The sequence below is a fragment of the Nonomuraea insulae genome, from assembly GCF_042656245.1.
Map to the genome: position 1 here is coordinate 33,969 of NZ_JBHSPA010000039.1, position 15,231 is coordinate 49,199.

Annotated in this window: 18 protein-coding genes; 11 read left to right on the forward strand and 7 right to left on the reverse strand. The window is 67.4% G+C overall.

Going from position 1 to position 15,231, the window contains the following annotated elements; genetic code table 11:
• Positions 1–104 precede the first annotated feature (104 nt).
• From ACFPZ3_RS32800 to ACFPZ3_RS32820, 5 genes are all read left to right on the forward strand, one after another.
• Positions 105–509: an ester cyclase gene (locus ACFPZ3_RS32800; protein WP_379518175.1), complete on the forward strand. Its 405-nt coding sequence runs from the start codon at positions 105–107 to the stop codon at positions 507–509.
• 52 nt (positions 510–561) lie between these two features.
• Entirely contained in the window at positions 562–918 is a 357-nt protein-coding gene (locus ACFPZ3_RS32805; RefSeq protein WP_379518176.1) for a transposase, read from the forward strand.
• A 219-nt stretch (positions 919–1,137) separates the two neighbouring features.
• Positions 1,138–1,761, forward strand: coding sequence for a TetR/AcrR family transcriptional regulator (locus ACFPZ3_RS32810; protein WP_379518177.1), 624 nt, complete (start codon positions 1,138–1,140; stop codon positions 1,759–1,761).
• Positions 1,758–3,263, forward strand: coding sequence for an FAD-dependent monooxygenase (locus ACFPZ3_RS32815; RefSeq protein WP_379518178.1), 1,506 nt, complete (start codon positions 1,758–1,760; stop codon positions 3,261–3,263). The genes ACFPZ3_RS32810 and ACFPZ3_RS32815 overlap by 4 nt, the downstream gene beginning before the upstream one ends.
• Positions 3,264–3,527: 264 nt before the next feature.
• Entirely contained in the window at positions 3,528–3,755 is a 228-nt protein-coding gene (locus tag ACFPZ3_RS32820; RefSeq protein WP_379518179.1) for a hypothetical protein, read from the forward strand.
• 40 nt (positions 3,756–3,795) lie between these two features.
• Here the strand turns inward: ACFPZ3_RS32820 and ACFPZ3_RS32825 are convergent, their stop codons facing one another.
• From ACFPZ3_RS32825 to ACFPZ3_RS32835, 3 genes are all read right to left on the reverse strand, one after another.
• Positions 3,796–4,131, reverse strand: a complete 336-nt coding sequence (locus ACFPZ3_RS32825) for a hypothetical protein (RefSeq protein ID WP_379518180.1) — start codon at positions 4,129–4,131, stop codon at positions 3,796–3,798.
• 218 nt (positions 4,132–4,349) lie between these two features.
• On the reverse strand, positions 4,350–4,700 hold the full coding sequence (locus tag ACFPZ3_RS32830) for a PRC-barrel domain containing protein (RefSeq protein WP_379518181.1): 351 nt from the start codon (positions 4,698–4,700) through the stop codon (positions 4,350–4,352).
• A gap of 193 nt (positions 4,701–4,893) precedes the next feature.
• Positions 4,894–5,253: an STAS domain-containing protein gene (locus ACFPZ3_RS32835; protein WP_379518250.1), complete on the reverse strand. Its 360-nt coding sequence runs from the start codon at positions 5,251–5,253 to the stop codon at positions 4,894–4,896.
• Between the two features lie 196 nt (positions 5,254–5,449).
• Between ACFPZ3_RS32835 and ACFPZ3_RS32840 the strand changes: the two genes are divergently transcribed.
• Complete coding sequence (locus ACFPZ3_RS32840) at positions 5,450–5,884, forward strand: ATP-binding protein (RefSeq protein ID WP_379518182.1); 435 nt, start codon at positions 5,450–5,452, stop codon at positions 5,882–5,884.
• Between the two features lie 239 nt (positions 5,885–6,123).
• Here ACFPZ3_RS32840 and ACFPZ3_RS32845 read toward each other — a convergent pair whose 3' ends face one another.
• A complete protein-coding gene (locus ACFPZ3_RS32845; RefSeq protein WP_379518183.1) occupies positions 6,124–6,390 on the reverse strand; it encodes a hypothetical protein in 267 nt (88 codons plus the stop codon).
• Between the two features lie 246 nt (positions 6,391–6,636).
• On the opposite strand from ACFPZ3_RS32845, the gene ACFPZ3_RS32850 reads away from it, so the two are divergent.
• The gene (locus ACFPZ3_RS32850) at positions 6,637–7,497 is read left to right on the forward strand and encodes an alpha/beta fold hydrolase (RefSeq protein ID WP_379518184.1); all 861 of its coding nucleotides are present in this window, start codon (positions 6,637–6,639) and stop codon (positions 7,495–7,497) included.
• A 293-nt stretch (positions 7,498–7,790) separates the two neighbouring features.
• On the opposite strand, the gene ACFPZ3_RS32855 is transcribed toward ACFPZ3_RS32850, so the two are convergent.
• Complete coding sequence (locus ACFPZ3_RS32855) at positions 7,791–8,717, reverse strand: AraC family transcriptional regulator (protein ID WP_379518185.1); 927 nt, start codon at positions 8,715–8,717, stop codon at positions 7,791–7,793.
• A 142-nt stretch (positions 8,718–8,859) separates the two neighbouring features.
• Here ACFPZ3_RS32855 and ACFPZ3_RS32860 point away from each other — a divergent pair, with 142 nt between their 5' ends.
• On the forward strand, positions 8,860–9,909 hold the full coding sequence (locus tag ACFPZ3_RS32860) for a saccharopine dehydrogenase family protein (RefSeq protein ID WP_379518186.1): 1,050 nt from the start codon (positions 8,860–8,862) through the stop codon (positions 9,907–9,909).
• 274 nt (positions 9,910–10,183) lie between these two features.
• Here the strand turns inward: ACFPZ3_RS32860 and ACFPZ3_RS32865 are convergent, their stop codons facing one another.
• Positions 10,184–10,600 (reverse strand): winged helix-turn-helix transcriptional regulator, encoded by a 417-nt coding sequence (locus ACFPZ3_RS32865; RefSeq protein ID WP_379518187.1) that lies wholly within the window; start codon positions 10,598–10,600, stop codon positions 10,184–10,186.
• A gap of 88 nt (positions 10,601–10,688) precedes the next feature.
• On the opposite strand from ACFPZ3_RS32865, the gene ACFPZ3_RS32870 reads away from it, so the two are divergent.
• Positions 10,689–11,336, forward strand: coding sequence for an NAD(P)-dependent oxidoreductase (locus ACFPZ3_RS32870; protein WP_379518188.1), 648 nt, complete (start codon positions 10,689–10,691; stop codon positions 11,334–11,336).
• A gap of 305 nt (positions 11,337–11,641) precedes the next feature.
• On the opposite strand, the gene ACFPZ3_RS32875 is transcribed toward ACFPZ3_RS32870, so the two are convergent.
• Positions 11,642–13,135 (reverse strand): CehA/McbA family metallohydrolase domain-containing protein, encoded by a 1,494-nt coding sequence (locus ACFPZ3_RS32875; RefSeq protein ID WP_379518189.1) that lies wholly within the window; start codon positions 13,133–13,135, stop codon positions 11,642–11,644.
• Between the two features lie 162 nt (positions 13,136–13,297).
• On the opposite strand from ACFPZ3_RS32875, the gene pafA reads away from it, so the two are divergent.
• Positions 13,298–14,656: a Pup--protein ligase gene (pafA, locus tag ACFPZ3_RS32880; protein ID WP_379518190.1), complete on the forward strand. Its 1,359-nt coding sequence runs from the start codon at positions 13,298–13,300 to the stop codon at positions 14,654–14,656.
• Between the two features lie 165 nt (positions 14,657–14,821).
• Complete coding sequence (locus tag ACFPZ3_RS32885) at positions 14,822–15,187, forward strand: hypothetical protein (protein ID WP_379518191.1); 366 nt, start codon at positions 14,822–14,824, stop codon at positions 15,185–15,187.
• Positions 15,188–15,231 lie beyond the last annotated feature (44 nt).

Consider the following 15,231-nt stretch of genomic DNA (forward strand, 5'->3'; position numbering starts at 1 on the left):
GCTCCATGATCATCAAGACGTGCCCGCACTGCCACTGGGTGCCATCGCCGCGCCTACCTGCGCGAGCTCTAAGCAGGCGCCGCAACTTTGCGATAATCAGCATTATGGAGAATCTACAAACGATCACTGGTGAGTTCTATGCGGCGCTCGACTCCCAGAACTGGAGCGCGGTCGAGCGGCTGATGGCACCCGACTTCGTAGCGTCAGTGGGCGACCGGTCGCCGATGGGGCTCGCGGAGTGGCGTCAACAGCTGGAAGCGTTTCATCAGGGTTTCCCGGACGGGCACCACGTCATCGATGAGTACGTGGTCGGTGACGATGCGGTCGTGACTCGCTGTCGTTTTGTGGGTACGCACACCGGTGCGTTCCAGCAGATCGCGCCGACCGGTAGAAGTGTCTCGGTCGGAGTCATTCACATCGATCATTTCGAACGCGGGACGATCTCCCAGCACTTCGGACAACTGAACATGCTGGGACTGCTGAACCAGCTAGAGCCTGAACGCGGTTGAGAGCGGAGCGATTCGCCTGCGCTCTGGTCTGCGGACCTGGTAAGCCATCGCCATGGCACGTGGAGACCTCACCGATGAAGTGTGGTCCTTGATCGAGCCGCACCTGCCCCTGGGCGGGCGACGCCCGATCCCGGACCTGCGGCAGCAGTTCAACGCCGTGATGTGGCGGTTTCGTACCGGCAGCCCGTGGCGGGACCTGCCCGCCGAGTACGGGCCATGGTCCACCATCTACGACCCGTTCCGGTCCTGGGCGATGACAGGCGTCTCCGAGCAGCTGATGCAATGCATGATCGAGGCCTCGGCGGCGTCCAGCGGCGGACCGAGGCGTACCCCGGAGGAAGGCCGCCGTGCCGCAGGCCACTCCTGCCCGACGCGGCACGCTGCCAGGTGCGCAGCAGCGGCAGTGTGACACGGGCATCAAGTCAGCCGTCGTGGCGTGGGACCGCGGCCACGCCCCAGGGGAGAAGGCCCGCGTCGAAGCCGAGATCCTCAAGTACCTTTACGACCGGATCACTTCGTACCTGCGAGAACGGAACGACGCCCCGCGCCCGCTGCCGTGCGTGCCGCGCTTAGTTTGCTGAGTTAGAAAATTTGCCTAGACCGCACCTTTTGAGTACGGTCTGCCGGCATGAGCGGGCTGAGGGAGCGCAAGAAACAGGCCACGCGCGATGCGCTGATGAGTGCAGCGCTGCTGCTGACGTTGGAGCGGGGACTGGAGAACGTACGGATCGAGGACATCGCCGCCGAGGCCGGCGTGTCGCCGCGTACGTTCAGCAATTACTTCTCCAGCAAGTACGAGGCACTGGCCGCCCGGCACACCGACCGGGCCGAGCACCAGGTCGCGGCGCTGCGCACGCGGCCCGCCCGTGAACCGTTGTGGCAGGCGCTGACGGAGGCGACGGTCCAGGCGTGGGAGTTGCACGCCGGCTCGCAGGACACGGTCCCCGAGCCGGAGCGACTGGCGGCCACCCGGTTGCTGGCCGACGAACCCAGCTTGCAGGCGGAGGGGCTGAAGCTGGCCTTCGCCTCCCAGCGGGAGCTCGCCGTCGCGGTGGCCGAGCGCACCGGCAGCGATCCCGGCAGCGACCTCTACCCCCACCTGGTCGCCGTCACCGTGACCGCCGCCGTGCAGGCCACCGTGGGGCACTGGCTGCACGCCGACCCACCCGTCCCGATCGTTCCGCTCCTGCGCGACGCGCTGCGCCAGCTCGCGGCGGGACTTCCCGACCCATCGACGCGAGGAGACACGTGAGCGAGGAGATCGTCATCGTCGGCGCAGGCCCCAACGGGCTGATGCTGGCCTGCGAGCTCGGGCTGGCCGGCATGCGGTCGCTGGTCATCGAACGCCTGCCACGCCGCACCGACCAGCCCAGGGCCAACGCCATCGTTGGCCAGGTCGTGCACCTGCTGCACCGACGTGGCCTGGGCAGCGGACAGCCCGAACCCGCGCCCGTCTTCGCCTTCGGCGGGCTGCCGCTGAATCTCGCCGACCTCGAGGACAATCCTCTGACCGGCATGCAGATCAAGCAGCCGGAGCTGGAGGAGCAACTTGAGCGCGGGGCAGTCGAGCTCGGCGCGCGGATCTTGCGCGGGCACGAGCTGACCCGCCTCACGCAGGACCGCCATAGCGTCACGCTGGGCGTGATCGGTCCTGACGGCCCGTACGAGCTGCGTACCCGCTATTCGGTCGGCTGTGACGGCGGGCAGAGCGCGGTCAGGAAACTCGCGGGCATCGATTTCCCCGGAGTCACCCAGAGCGACATTGTCAGCCGCGCCGCCCAGGTCACCGTGCCCGGCGCGACTCTGCGGCCCGAACGCGCCGAGCTGGAGGTGCCCGGAGTCGGCACGTTCGGACTGTACGCCTGGCACCGGACCCAGCGCGGCGCCTACGCCATGCTGCCCACCGGAGCCGGTGTGCTGACCGTGAGCGCGATGGAATGGGGCGGTTTCGTACCCGGCGATGAGGTGCCGATGACCATCGCCGAACTGCGCGCCAGCCTGGCGCGCGTGGCCGGTGCCGACCTGCCCCTGGCCGCCCCCGAGGGCGACGGCCCGCACCTGCTGCGCCGCCTGAACGGGCGCAACACCCGCGTGGCCGACCGCTACCGCCAGGGCAGGGTGTTCCTGGCCGGGGACGCGGCCCACGTCCACTCCGCCATGGGCGCCCCTGGCCTCAACCTGGGCCTGCAGGACGCCGCGAACCTGGCCTGGAAACTCGCCGCGGCCGTGCGCGGCTGGGCCGCGCCCGGCCTGCTCGACACATACCAGGCCGAACGCCGCCCGGCCGCCCTGCGCGTCGCGACGCACTCCAAGGCGCAACTCGCCCTGACCGCCCCTGGGCCGGAGGTCACCGCATTGCGCGAACTGTTCGGCGAACTGCTGTCCGAGGAGGTCAACCGCCGCCGCGTCGCCGCCCTCCTGGCGGGCGCGGATCTGCCGTACCCGATGCCCGCCCCGCCGCACCCGCTCCTCGGCCGCTTCCTGACGGACCTGCCCGCCCGGCTCCACGAGCCCGCAGCGCGAGCGCGGCCGTTGCTCCTCGACCCCACCGGCGGCCTCAGGGTCCAGCGCTCCCGCGTTGAGGTCGTGCCCGTTCAGGCGCCGCAGGCGCTGCTCCTGCGGCCCGACGGCTACGTAGCCTGGGCCGGGACTCCCGATGAGTCTCTGGACGAGGCACTGCGAACCTGGTTCGGCGACAGCCTCGCTGAGCCGGTGCCGGGAGGCACGGTCACGGGTGGTCGGCGCAGAGCGTGAGCGGGGGGCTGCGGTACACGATCGCGTGCGGCAACTCGTCAGGGGACTTGGTCCAGTTGGGAACGTCCTTGCAAGCCACCTTGGACACCTTGCCGGTTGTGGAAGCCAACCTCCTGGTAGAAGCAGTCGCCCTTCTTCGCGTTCAGCGTCAGGCACAGCCGGCTGCGCGATCGCGTTCCGGCTCGTCCACCTCACGAACAGTTACTGTCAAGGTCTTCTCGTGCCCACGACATGCTCGGTTGGTGCATGGTGCTGTGCTCAGCCGTGCTGACACCAGTCGGCTTGATCTGGCGTGGCCTGATGTTGGTGCCGGTTGCAGTACTGGACCTGTCTGATGAGTCGGGGAACCGCGTCGCCTTCGAGGAAGCCGTGCGGCAAGATAACTTCCTGCTCTATGGACAGGCGATGCTCCGCACTTCCGCCCAGACCGCCCTGCCGTTAAGGGCGTCGTGGCGTACACCCCGGGAGAGCCTTCGCAAGGGTGATGCCTGAATCGCGGGACTCCGGCTCGTGGACTCGCGTCAGCCGAGGGCTAGCCGACCGGCCCGTGCCGGGGAAGGTGCTCGCTGACGGCGATCTCGTCTCTGGAGGCGTACATGGCAACGTCTGGGGACAAGCGACTGTTTACTAGCACTGTTACCTTGCCGCCGCCTGAGCTCTCTCGCGCGTTGATGCTTTCGACGAGTGCGCTTTCCACGAGGATTTGGCCTTGGCGGTTAGAGCTTGCCTCGGGCGTGTGAACGATCCGCACCCGGGAGCCAGGTTCGAGACCGCCTGGGATCTGGCCGGGCTTGAGTTCCAGTCCGACGAGCGCCATGCCGGTGACGTGCTCGGAAGCGGCAGAAATAGTCATGGATTCGGTGAGCAACGTACCAGGAAGGATGGGAACAGTAGTCACCTTTCCTGCTAGATGAGCCTGCTGGGACCACAGAACGAACGCTCGCCTGGTGAACAACCTCGCCATCAACCGTGGCTCACCGTTTCGGGGCGCTGTCTTGGGGCCATCAGCTCGGCAGAAGAAAGGGCCGCGGCCCTCTGAGGGAGAGGGAACACGGCCCGACCGTCGATGCCCGGACGGCTACGCGGTCAGGGCGGGAACGGGAATTGGCCGTAGTAGTCGCCGACCTGCTGGCGGTAGTCGGGGTCCTTGTAGGTGTTCTCGTCGAACTCGGGAGCGTCCTTGATCTCATCCTTGGTACGGGCGAGATAGACCTTGCGCTCCTGCGGGTCGACGCGGGTGATGGTGCTGGCGGGCATGACGACCTTCTTACCGAAGATCCAGAAGCCGGTGTCGACGACCAGGTAGCTGTCGCCGACCGCGCTGCTCTCCTCGTCCACCGAACCGATCTTGCCGTCGGTGGCTTCGACGTCGAAGCCGACCAGGCTCAGGCCGGTGTCGGAGATGACGCCTTCGCGGTAGGTCCACGGCTGTGTCATGAAGGTGACTCCCTGGGGGTCGAGGGTGAAGGCCGCTCCTCTACCCGGCGCGGTGGCGGCAAACCTGGGAGTGCTCCGCATCGCCGGAACGCTGCTCCATGGTGGTGATCGGCATTGCCGCAGCGTTGCCCAAGTCAGGATCGAGTTCGCCCGCGACGGCACCGAGCGATCTCCGGCCTGACGTCATCGTTGGTCAGGCCAGGGCGGCCAGCGCATCCTCCAGGCTGTCGTGCAGCGGCAAGACCTTGGCCAGACCGGTGATCCACATGATCTTGGCACGGGAGTAGTCGACGCCGATCAAGGCGAACGCACCACCGGCGGCCTGGCTGTCCTGCCAGTGGTGGATGATCAGGCCCAGGGCGCGCGAATCCATGAACGTGACTCCGGACAGATCGAGGATCATTGACGGGCCGGCCTGGGACAGATACTCGGCGAACTGCTCGCGGCGGGTGGCATCCAGGTATCCCTCGATGGTGATCACGGCGATGTCGCCGACGTGAGACGTCGCCAGGCGTAATGTCACAGATTCCGAGTCTTTGTCGGCAGGCATCATCACGGCGCCATCGTATGTGCGATGAACGGAGGGCCGAACGCGTTCGGACGTCTCTGTTCCAGCTCGAACCGGCCACGACCAGGGGAGCAAGCGGGTCGATCGGCAGTATCCTGCTCTCTGACCGTGTCCTGCGGGGATAGTGGGAACGGTTCGTGTTCCTCCCACTACCGCTTGAGCGGATCGAACGAGCATGAACATGGAGTTCGAGTTCCGGTTTCCCATCAGTGCAGACCTGGAACGCATGCGTGGCCTGATAAGCGTGCATGCCCGCCGCGGCGGTCTGCAGGGTCAGCGGTTGGAGGATCTGGTGATCGCGGTCAACGAAGCCGTCACCAACGTGCTCGACCACGGGGGCGCCGTCGGCATGGTGATCGTCCGAAACAGCGCTGAGGAGATCGTCGTGGACATCGTCGACTCCGCAGGCCGGCTGAGTGATGAGCATCTGGCCGCGGCCAAGATCGATCCCACCGGCTCCCGAGGGTTCGGCCTGTGGGTGATCCAGCACCTGTGTGACCGCGTTGATCTGGAACAGAGCCACCACCAAAGCTCACGCCTGCGGCTGCACATGCGCCACCGCCCACCTGGAGACCGCCTGCCAGGCCCGGGGCCAGGAGAGGACATTCCGCGCTAGGGCAACTCACCGAGCCGGCGGTCGATGTGTTCCATGACCCCGGGTCGGAAGAGGGAAGGCGATCAGCCATCGCTGTCCCCGGCTCGATCGCGAATACTCAGCCTGCGGCACGGCCGCGCCGCCTGCGGGTCGCGGCCCCCACGACGGGCAGCCGGCGTGGCCCCGGCCGGCTCGATGGCGACTCGTGCAAGGTGCGTATCACCTCGCGGGCGGTGCGGGCCGCTCCTGGCCGAGGTGGGTCAGGCGGCGTCGGCCTGGATCCGGCCGCCGGTGGCGTGGTCGCGGGGCATTTCTTCGAGCTGCCGGGCCTGCCTGATGAAGTCGGCGAGCCGGTTCGCCTCCGCGAGCATGTGGCTGTCTTCCAAGGGGTCTTCGGCTCCCTCGGCAGCGGCAAGACGGGGGGCGTGATCGGCGAGCCATATCCGGTAGATGAGTTCCTCGTGTGTGGCGCAAGGTCCGAGACGAAGATCTTCGGGAACTTCGCAGGCGCACTCGGCGAGAATCATCACATGGGATCCTTTCGCGATCACGCCCCGAGGAGTCGAATCGGGTGATCGTCAACTGCCCAGCATTTACCTGTTTTCACATACGGACATTTCATCCTTGATGGCGATCCTCCAGCCGACGTCGCAGAAGGTGACGGCGAACTCCGGCGGGCCTTTCCGGCATATATTTCCGGTGGATCCAGCGCATCAGTCGTGGACCCGCCAACACCCGCGTTGATCGACATCGGCTCTGGGCAGGAGCGACGGATGTTCGATGACTTCGAGACCAGCGTGATCGACGTGGGCGAGACAGAGCTGTTCGTCCGGCACGGCGGCTCCGGTAGCCCGCTGCTGCTCCTGCACGGCCACCCCCGTACGCACGCGACCTGGCACCGCGTCGCCCCTCAACTCGCTCCGCACCACACGGTGTTCTGCCCGGACCTGCGCGGCTACGGCCGCTCCGGCAAGCCGGCCACGACCTCCGACCATGCGCCCTACTCCAAGCGCGCCATGGCCGGCGACATGGTGACCCTCATGCGGACGTTGGGCCACGACCGCTTCGCCGTAGCTGGACACGACCGCGGCGCGTACGTCGCACACCGTCTCGCCGCCGACCGCCCCGGCGCGGTCACGCGCCTGATCGTGATGGACGGCATTCCCATCGGCGAGGCGCTGGCTCGCGCCGATGCGAGGTTCGCCACGTCCTGGTGGCACTGGTTCTTCCTCGGCCAGACCGCCAAGCCCGCCGAACGCGTCATCAACGCCGATCCCGACGCCTGGTACACCGCGACCGCTGAGCAGATGGGCCAGGAGGCGTACGAGGACTACCACCGGGCCATCCACGACCCCGACACCGTCCACACGATGTGCGAGGACTACCGCGCCGGCCTGACCGTGGATCGCGCTGCCGATGACGCCGACCGCGCTGCAGGACGGCGCCTCACCTGCCCCACCCTGTTCCTCTGGTCGGCCCAGGACGACATGGAAGATTTGTACGGCGACCCTTTGGCGATCTGGCGCACATGGTCCGATGACGTGACCGGCCACAGGATCGACAGCGGCCACCACATGGCCGAGGAGGCACCGGACGAGGTGGCGGCGGCGCTGCTGGCGTTCCTCCGTCTGTGACGGCCTTGGGGGACGATCGGACCGCTCGTGGGGTAGGGGCGATGAGGACATCGAACACAGCGCCGGCCTCCGCTCCTCAAACGCCGGATTGGGAGCCTCATGGGCTGCACTACCTGGTGCTGGACGGCATGCTGATCCATACCGACCCGAGGCCAACCGCTCCCACGCCAGGCTCCGCGGCCCCGGCGAGCGCACGAACGCCCAGCTGAAGAGCTGGAAGATCCTTCATCCTCACGCCGCCTGCGCAGCTCGGTGTTCGCCAAACCTCGAAGATCCCTACGCGGGATTGTGCTTCAGCCGGCGTGGTGCCGGTAACTGCCGGGCGGTGACCCGTACTGGCGTTTGAAGGCATGGGTGAAGGTGTACTGCGAGCTGTAGCCGACCTGCTGGGCGATCGTGTTGACGGGCGCGTCGGAGGCGCGCAGGAGCCGGGCGGCGGTGGTCATCCGCCACCATGTCAGGTAGGTGAGCGGTGGCTGGCCGACCAGATGTGTGAACCGCCGGGCGAAGGCGGCGCGGGACAGGCGTGCCTGCGCGCCCAACTCCTCGACGGTCCATGGTCGGCTGGGATCTTCGTGGATGGAGCGGAGGGCGGCGGCGACGGCGGGGTCGTGCAGGGCCGCGGCCCAGCCGGTGGCGGAGTGGCCGGAGACGCGCTGCTGTTCGAACCACGCGCGCAGGATGTAGAGCAGGAGAAGATCCAGCAGGGTGAGCAGGATGGTGTCGGAACCTGGGCGGGCGTCGCTGTCCAACTCCACGCCGAGGAGCTCGATCGCGGCGCGGAGTTCGCTGTGGCGCCCTACCCGCGTCGGTAGGTGGATGACCTCGGGCAGGTCGTTCAGGAGTGGATGTGGCCCGGATCCGTCAAGGAGGTAGGCGCCGCAGAGCATGACCACCGTGGGCGGTCGGTCGGCTGAGGGTTCGTCCTCGCGGCCATCATGGACTCCGGTGAGCGTTGTGGGCGGCTCGCCTACAGGGGTGGACGGGTCGTCGGCCAGACCGTGTGCGGATCCGCGCGGCAGGAACGCCACGTCGCCCGGCGCGAGCGCGATCGGTTCACCCTGCGCTGGGAGAAGCCAGCACGTTCCCTGGAGAACGATGTGGAATCCGGCAGACAGCATCGCCGGAGACCGCAGGGAGAAGGGAGCGGACCTGGTCACCCGGCCCGAGTGGGGTCGACCGGTACGCGCCGCACTCACCACATCAGACAGAACATCCACGCGGCCAGTGTAACCAACGACGGCCTCGGCGAAGACGATGACGCAAACTCCGGAGCGTATCGCGCATTCAATCGTCTTGTATCAGCGCCTTACTGTGCTTGTGGGCTGAGCAACCGCGCAGCTCTCATCGTGAGGAGATGACATGAAGATCGCCGTTTATGGCGCGAGTGGATACCAGGGGAAGCTGGTGCTCACCGAACTGGCGCGACGCGACATCGAGACGGTCCTGGCCGGACGTGATCTCGCGCGCCTGGAGGAGGCCGCCGCGGCGGCCGGTCTCCCCGACGCGGAACGACGCGTGGCCGACACCAGCGACCATGAGGCGCTGGTGCGCGCGTTCCGCGGCTGCGACGGCGTCATCAACTGCGCCGGACCCTTCACCTCCTCAGGTGAGGCCGTGGTCCGCGCCGCGATCGCCGCCGGCTGCCACTACGTCGACACCTCAGGCGAGCAGCTCTACGTCAAGAAAATCTTCGACACCTTCACCACGGAGGCGGAGAACGCCGGGGTCACAGTCGTACCCGCCGCCAACGACGGCTGCGTCCCGGTCGACCTCATGGCCCACATCCTGGCCGACCGCCTTGAATCGGTCGAAGAGATTGTCACCACCCACGTGGTCGTCGGCGGCGGCATGTCACGCGGCTCGCTGCGTTCGCTGGTCGAAACGACCGACGCCATCAAGGCGGGAGGCATGACCTACCACGACGGCGCCTGGCGCCCCGGCATGCCCGCCCGCCGCACCGCGATCACGCTGCCCGGACAGTCGGAGGCGACCCCGGTGATGGCCTTCCCCGTGTCGGAGGTGGTGACCATCCCCCGTCACATCCGCGTCCGGCATGTCCAGGGCCTGACCGAGGCGGCGCTGGGCGCCCAGCTGAACACCCCGCTCACGCCGGAGATCATCGAAAGCCTGCCTGAAGGACCCGATGAGAACAGCCGACGCACCCAGCACTTCACCTACGTGCTCGACGCCACCAGTACCGACGGCCGCCGCGCCCGCGGCATCGTCCACGGCCCCGACACCTACGGCACTACCGCGGTGATCGCCGTCGAAAGCGCCCGCCGTCTCATCGCCGACCCCGCCAAGCCGGGAGTACTCGCACCCGCCCAGGCCTACCACCCGACCGCCTTCCTCGACTTTCTCATCCCGCATGGGATCCAGTGGATCATCGAGGACGCGCCGGCAACCTGACAATGAGCCTTCTCCGGTAACAATCGGCCACGGTGTGTGATCGTCTGGACGGTCCGCTGGATTGAGCGAAGGTCCCAGAACGACGTGAAGCCCCTGCTAGAAGTGGTCTTGCCTAGAGATCAACTTCATGGAGCAGGGACTTCGCAATCCTCATGCCAAGCGGCGGACCATGATCACACGCCGCCACTACTCCACAACCTTTGATCCAGAACCCAAAAGTCGTTCGCTAAACCACCGTGGCCCCTCAGCAGTAAGTAGCGCCGATATCGCAGTGTTACTTGTCGCGATCCGTGGAGTCAGGAGGAGGTCGATCCGCGCGGTCGTAGGCCTCCTGCGAGGCTGACACGTCGCCGAGGTGCGCGATCGACCATTCCTCCAGCGCGCGCAACGGCTCGCGCAGGGTGCGGCCCGCCTCGGTGAGCGTGTACTCGACGCGGACCGGAACTTCGGGGTAGACGGTGCGGCGCACGAGCCCGTCTCGTTCGAGCCTGCGGAGAGTCTGGGTGAGCATCTTCTGCGAGACGCCCTCGATGCGTCGGCGCAACTCTGAGAAGCGGACGTTGCCATCCCAGAGGGCGCCCACGATGAGCACCGTCCAACGGTCGCCAATGCGATCCAGGATGCGGCGAGTCGGGCAGTCCGCGCGGTAGGGGCTGCCGCGGAGCACCGACTCGGCCTGGGTGGTTACCACAAGGTGCCTTCTTCCCAATGGAGAGCTGCTCTCATACGGTAATCGCAGCGCGTCGTCCGACGCCACCCGTACCGTAGAAAGGCATCTCGTGTCTCGCATCACCGTCTTCGGCGGGACCGGCTATGCCGGTTCGGCCATCGTCGCGGAGGCCGCTGCTCGCGGTCACCAGGTCACCGCACTGAGCCGCTCCCTCCCCGACGCGCCGATCCCGAACGTGACCTATGTCCAAGGCGACGCCACCGACGAAGCAACGCTCTCGGCACCCATCGAGGGCGCGGACGTCGTAGTGGCCGCACTCGCCCCACGCGGCCCGCTGGCCGGCACCTTCCGCGACGTCTACAGGGCCATCGCGCGTCTGGCCGATGCCGCAGGCGTACCCCTGTTCGTCGTCGGCGGCTACTCCTCGCTGCGCCCTGCGCCCGGGGCGGATCGCTTCGTCACCGACCTCAGCCACATCCCCGCAGAGCTCCACGACGAGATCCGCGCCGGGGCGGCGCTCATCATCGAGGACCTCCCGGCCACGCCCGCGACACTCGACTGGGTCTTTGTGAGCCCGGCGCTCAGGTTCGGCGCACATATGCCCGGCGAACGACTCGGCCGTTATCGGCTCGGCGACGACGTCGCGGTTCAGCCCGAGGACGGCGGCGCGATCTCCGCAGCGGACTACGCCCTCGGGCTCGTCGACCTGATCGAGAAAGGCGACCACCACAGGGCACAGGTCAACCTCGGCCACTAGAGCGTCACAGGCGATGCCGTCCGCATATGGTCCGTTGCTGCGACGTTCAGCCTCTGGCTGGGACAACCACCAAGCTCAGGAGCCGTCGACGGAGATCGACCTGGAGGACGCCGCAGTGGCGCACAGGCAGCCCCAAGGACATGGGGAACTGGTCGACCAGGCCCGCGCCGAGGGCGTGGAGTTGGTCGGGAAGCACGGGCTGCCAGGGGTTGAGCCGGTAACCGGCGATACGCTTTCGCCAGTTACCACGCTCATGTTCACGCCCGAGGTCTCGCGGGCGAGGCCCGTCTAGTTCTTGAGGTCGGCTAGCGGACGCGGACGAAGACGGGGTTGGAGTAGAACCACAGGTCTTCCCACGGGCTCTCCTTGCCGTCGGCCTGCGGCTCCATCTCGTCGGTGCTGGTGCCGCGTACCCGCAGGTAGCTGTCCTGGCCCACCTCACGCAGCGTGTGCCTGATGACATAGTCGCGGCCCTGGCGGCGCCAGTCGTTCGGGCCGAAGCGCGCCACGACCTTGGTGGTGGGGTTGGTGGCGGCGTCGAGGTCGGCGCTCACGCCGGTGACCTGGCCGACGATCAGGTCGACGCGCCGCACCTGCGGACGGTCGCCGTTGCCGTTCTTCCCGTCCAGCGGCCGGAAGCGAATCTCCACCTCGACGTCGTTGCGGTCGCGGCTGCTGACGGTGAGCGTCTCGCTCACCGTGGCCCGTCGGCCCTGGCTGCTCGCGGTGACGTCGAGCGCGGTGACCAGGTCCCCGGTGGTGACGAAGATCCGGCCGTTGCGCAGGGCGTCCATGATGTCGCCGTAGTCCTGCCGGGCCGCCACGTAGGTCTTGCTGTACTCGCCCGGCCAGAAGTCCGAGCCGCCGCGCGTCCAGTGCACGTGCGAGTCGGAGGTGGCGGTGATCCACCAGTGCCGGCCCTCACCCAGCAGCGAGTCCCACAGGCCGCCCACCCGGGCGGTCATCTGGTCGAAGCCGCCGTAGGTCGGGTGGTTGCCGTACCCGCCGCGCGCGCCGCCGTTCAGCGGGCCCGCCTGGTGGCCCGGCGCACCCTCGAAACCGACATAGACGTCGGGCGCCACGTTGTTGCCGTTACGGAACTCGCGCGGAGTGTCCTGGCCCCACACGCCCAAACCGGTCGCCGACCGCGACGCGTGGTGCGCGATCACCAGCGGCTTCTGCCCCATGCCACGGGCCGCTTTGAGGAACTCCACCATCTTGGCCTCGGTGTCGCGGCCCGGGTCGGTCGGGAAGGCGTCGAACTTGGCGAAGCGGCTCTCCAACTCGAACAACTGCTGAGCCTCGTCGCCGTGGTGCGGGATCATCAGGGTGTGGTGGTCCAGGGCCGGGGCGTCGAACTCCATACCCCAGAACTGCAGCACCTCGGGCACCAGCACGCGCGAGCGCAGCAGGTCGGGGTAGGCCTGCTCCAGATTCACCTTCGAGTGCGTCGGGCCGCCGTGGTCGGTGCACATCGCCCAGGTCAGGCCGAAGTACTTGGCCATGATCGCGTTGGTGACGATCGGGTAGACCGCGTCCGCGCCCTTGTGGAAGGTGGGCGGGTTGGTCTTGGTGTCGAACTCACCGCTGTACTCCGAATGGATGTGGTGATCGCCTGCGCGCCACATCCGCCCGTTGTTGCCGCCGTTTCCGAACGTGCGCTCGTCGTCCGCCTGCGCGGGGGTGCCGCCCACGAGGGGGGCCGCCGCGGCCAGGGTCGCGCCGACACCGGCGTACTTGACCAGACGGCGTCGTGAAAGCCCGGAGTGCTCGGACTCCTCGGTCTTCTTGTCCTTCACAGCGATGCCTTTCGTGCTGCAGGGAGAGGGTGCTAACCAGCGAGTGTCCAAGGAGGCGCTGAACGCAGCATTAACGGGCAACGGGACAATCAAGAACAAATCCACCATGGCGAGCTGCTGGGCGACCTGGGCGAGACCGTGATGGGGGAGTAGCGTGAGGCAATGGATCGTCGCATCTTCGGCCTGGAGAACGAGTACGGCGTGACCTGCACGTTCAGGGGACAGCGCAGGCTGTCCCCCGACGAGGTCGCGCGCTACCTGTTCCGGCGGGTCGTGTCCTGGGGCCGATCGAGCAACGTCTTCCTCCGCAACGGCGCACGTCTCTATCTCGACGTGGGCAGCCATCCCGAGTACGCAACACCCGAATGTGACAACGTCATCGAGCTCGTCACGCACGACAAGGCGGGCGAGCGCATCCTCGAAGGCCTGCTCGTGGACGCCGAGAAGCGGCTGCGCGAAGAGGGCATCGCGGGCGATATCTACCTTTTCAAGAACAACACCGACTCAGCCGGCAACTCCTACGGTTGCCACGAGAACTACTGTGTGGGCCGGCAGGGCGAGTTCGGGCGGCTGGCCGACGTGCTGATCCCGTTCCTGGTCACGCGGCAGATCATCTGCGGGGCGGGCAAGGTGCTGCAGACGCCGCGCGGGGCGGTCTACTGCGTCTCGCAGCGGGCCGAGCACATCTGGGAGGGCGTCTCCAGCGCCACCACCCGGTCCCGGCCGATCATCAACACCCGTGACGAGCCGCACGGTGACGCCGAGCGGTTCCGGCGGCTGCACGTGATCGTGGGCGACTCCAACATGAGCGAGACCACGATGCTGCTCAAGGTCGGCGCCACCGACCTGGTGCTGCGCATGATCGAGTCCGGCACGGTGATACGCGACCTGTCGCTGGAGAACCCGATCAGGGCCATCCGCGAGGTCTCCCACGACATGACCGGCCAGCGTAGGGTGCGTCTGGCCAACGGGCGTGAGGCCTCCAGCCTGGAGATCCAGCGGGAATATCTGTCGAAGGCGAAGGACTTCGTCGACCGCCGCGGTGGCGACGCGATCGCGCACCGGGTGCTGGAGCTGTGGGAGCGTACGCTGCACGCGGTCGACACGGGCAACCTCGACCTGGTCTCGCGGGAGATCGACTGGGTGACGAAATACCAGCTCATCGAGCGTTACCGGAAGAAGTACGACCTGCCGCTGTCCTCGCCGAGGGTGGCGCAGCTCGACCTGGCCTACCATGACGTGCACCGCAAGCGGGGGCTGTTCTACCTGCTACAGCGCCGTGGCGCGGTGGAGCGGGTGGCCGCCGACATCAAGATCTTCGAGGCTAAGTCGGTGCCGCCGCAGACCACCCGGGCGCGGCTGCGCGGCGAGTTCATCCGCAAGGCGCAGGAGAAGCGGCGCGACTTCACCGTGGACTGGGTGCACCTCAAGCTGAACGACCAGGCGCAGCGCACCGTCCTGTGCAAGGACCCGTTCCGCAGCGTTGACGAGCGGGTGGACAAGCTCATCGCCGGCATGTGACCGAGCGGCCGGCTCCGGCCACCGCCTGGCCGGCAAGGGTCACACGGGTGTCCACACCGTCGAGGAGGGAACCGATGCGATCATCAGGTTGGCCACCTTGGACCCCGGCGGGCCGACGAGTGGCGTCTTCGGCAGTGATGGCCCCGTCCCACGGTAGGAGTGAAGATGACCAAGATCCTGACGATCGGCCTGCATCCGAGCACGATCGACTACACCGCGTTCCCCGGCCTTGACGAGGCGACGCTCACCGCCCGGATCGAGCAGGGCAACGCGGCTCTGCGCGCGGCGGGCATCGACGCGGTGCCGTGCATGGTCGGCACCGACCCGGACGAGGCAGAAAAGACCGTCCGCGAACGGTTGCCGGAGGGGCCCTTCGACGTGGTCATGATCGGAGGTGGGGTGCGCATGGCCCCTGAGCACACCCTCCTGTTCGAACGGCTGATCAACGTTCTGGCGGCGACTCCCGGAATTCGTTTCTGCTTCAACACCTCACCGGAAACAACGATCGACGCCATTCGCCGTTGGGTTTGACCTTGATGCGCGAGTACGGTCACCGTCGACGCGACGGTGGCCTG

Bases quoted from the DNA above. Each gene is read 5' to 3' on its own strand.
- ACFPZ3_RS32835 (WP_379518250.1), bottom strand. From the start codon at position 5,253: ATGATGCCTGCCGACAAAGACTCGGAATCTGTGACATTACGCCTGGCG.
- ACFPZ3_RS32810 (WP_379518177.1), top strand. From the start codon at position 1,138: ATGAGCGGGCTGAGGGAGCGCAAGAAACAGGCCACGCGCGATGCGCTG.
- ACFPZ3_RS32805 (WP_379518176.1), top strand. From the start codon at position 562: ATGGCACGTGGAGACCTCACCGATGAAGTGTGGTCCTTGATCGAGCCG.
- ACFPZ3_RS32845 (WP_379518183.1), bottom strand. From the start codon at position 6,390: ATGATTCTCGCCGAGTGCGCCTGCGAAGTTCCCGAAGATCTTCGTCTC.
- ACFPZ3_RS32885 (WP_379518191.1), top strand. From the start codon at position 14,822: ATGACCAAGATCCTGACGATCGGCCTGCATCCGAGCACGATCGACTAC.
- pafA (WP_379518190.1), top strand. From the start codon at position 13,298: ATGGATCGTCGCATCTTCGGCCTGGAGAACGAGTACGGCGTGACCTGC.
- ACFPZ3_RS32830 (WP_379518181.1), bottom strand. From the start codon at position 4,700: ATGACACAGCCGTGGACCTACCGCGAAGGCGTCATCTCCGACACCGGC.
- ACFPZ3_RS32850 (WP_379518184.1), top strand. From the start codon at position 6,637: ATGTTCGATGACTTCGAGACCAGCGTGATCGACGTGGGCGAGACAGAG.
- ACFPZ3_RS32860 (WP_379518186.1), top strand. From the start codon at position 8,860: ATGAAGATCGCCGTTTATGGCGCGAGTGGATACCAGGGGAAGCTGGTG.
- ACFPZ3_RS32800 (WP_379518175.1), top strand. From the start codon at position 105: ATGGAGAATCTACAAACGATCACTGGTGAGTTCTATGCGGCGCTCGAC.
- ACFPZ3_RS32840 (WP_379518182.1), top strand. From the start codon at position 5,450: ATGGAGTTCGAGTTCCGGTTTCCCATCAGTGCAGACCTGGAACGCATG.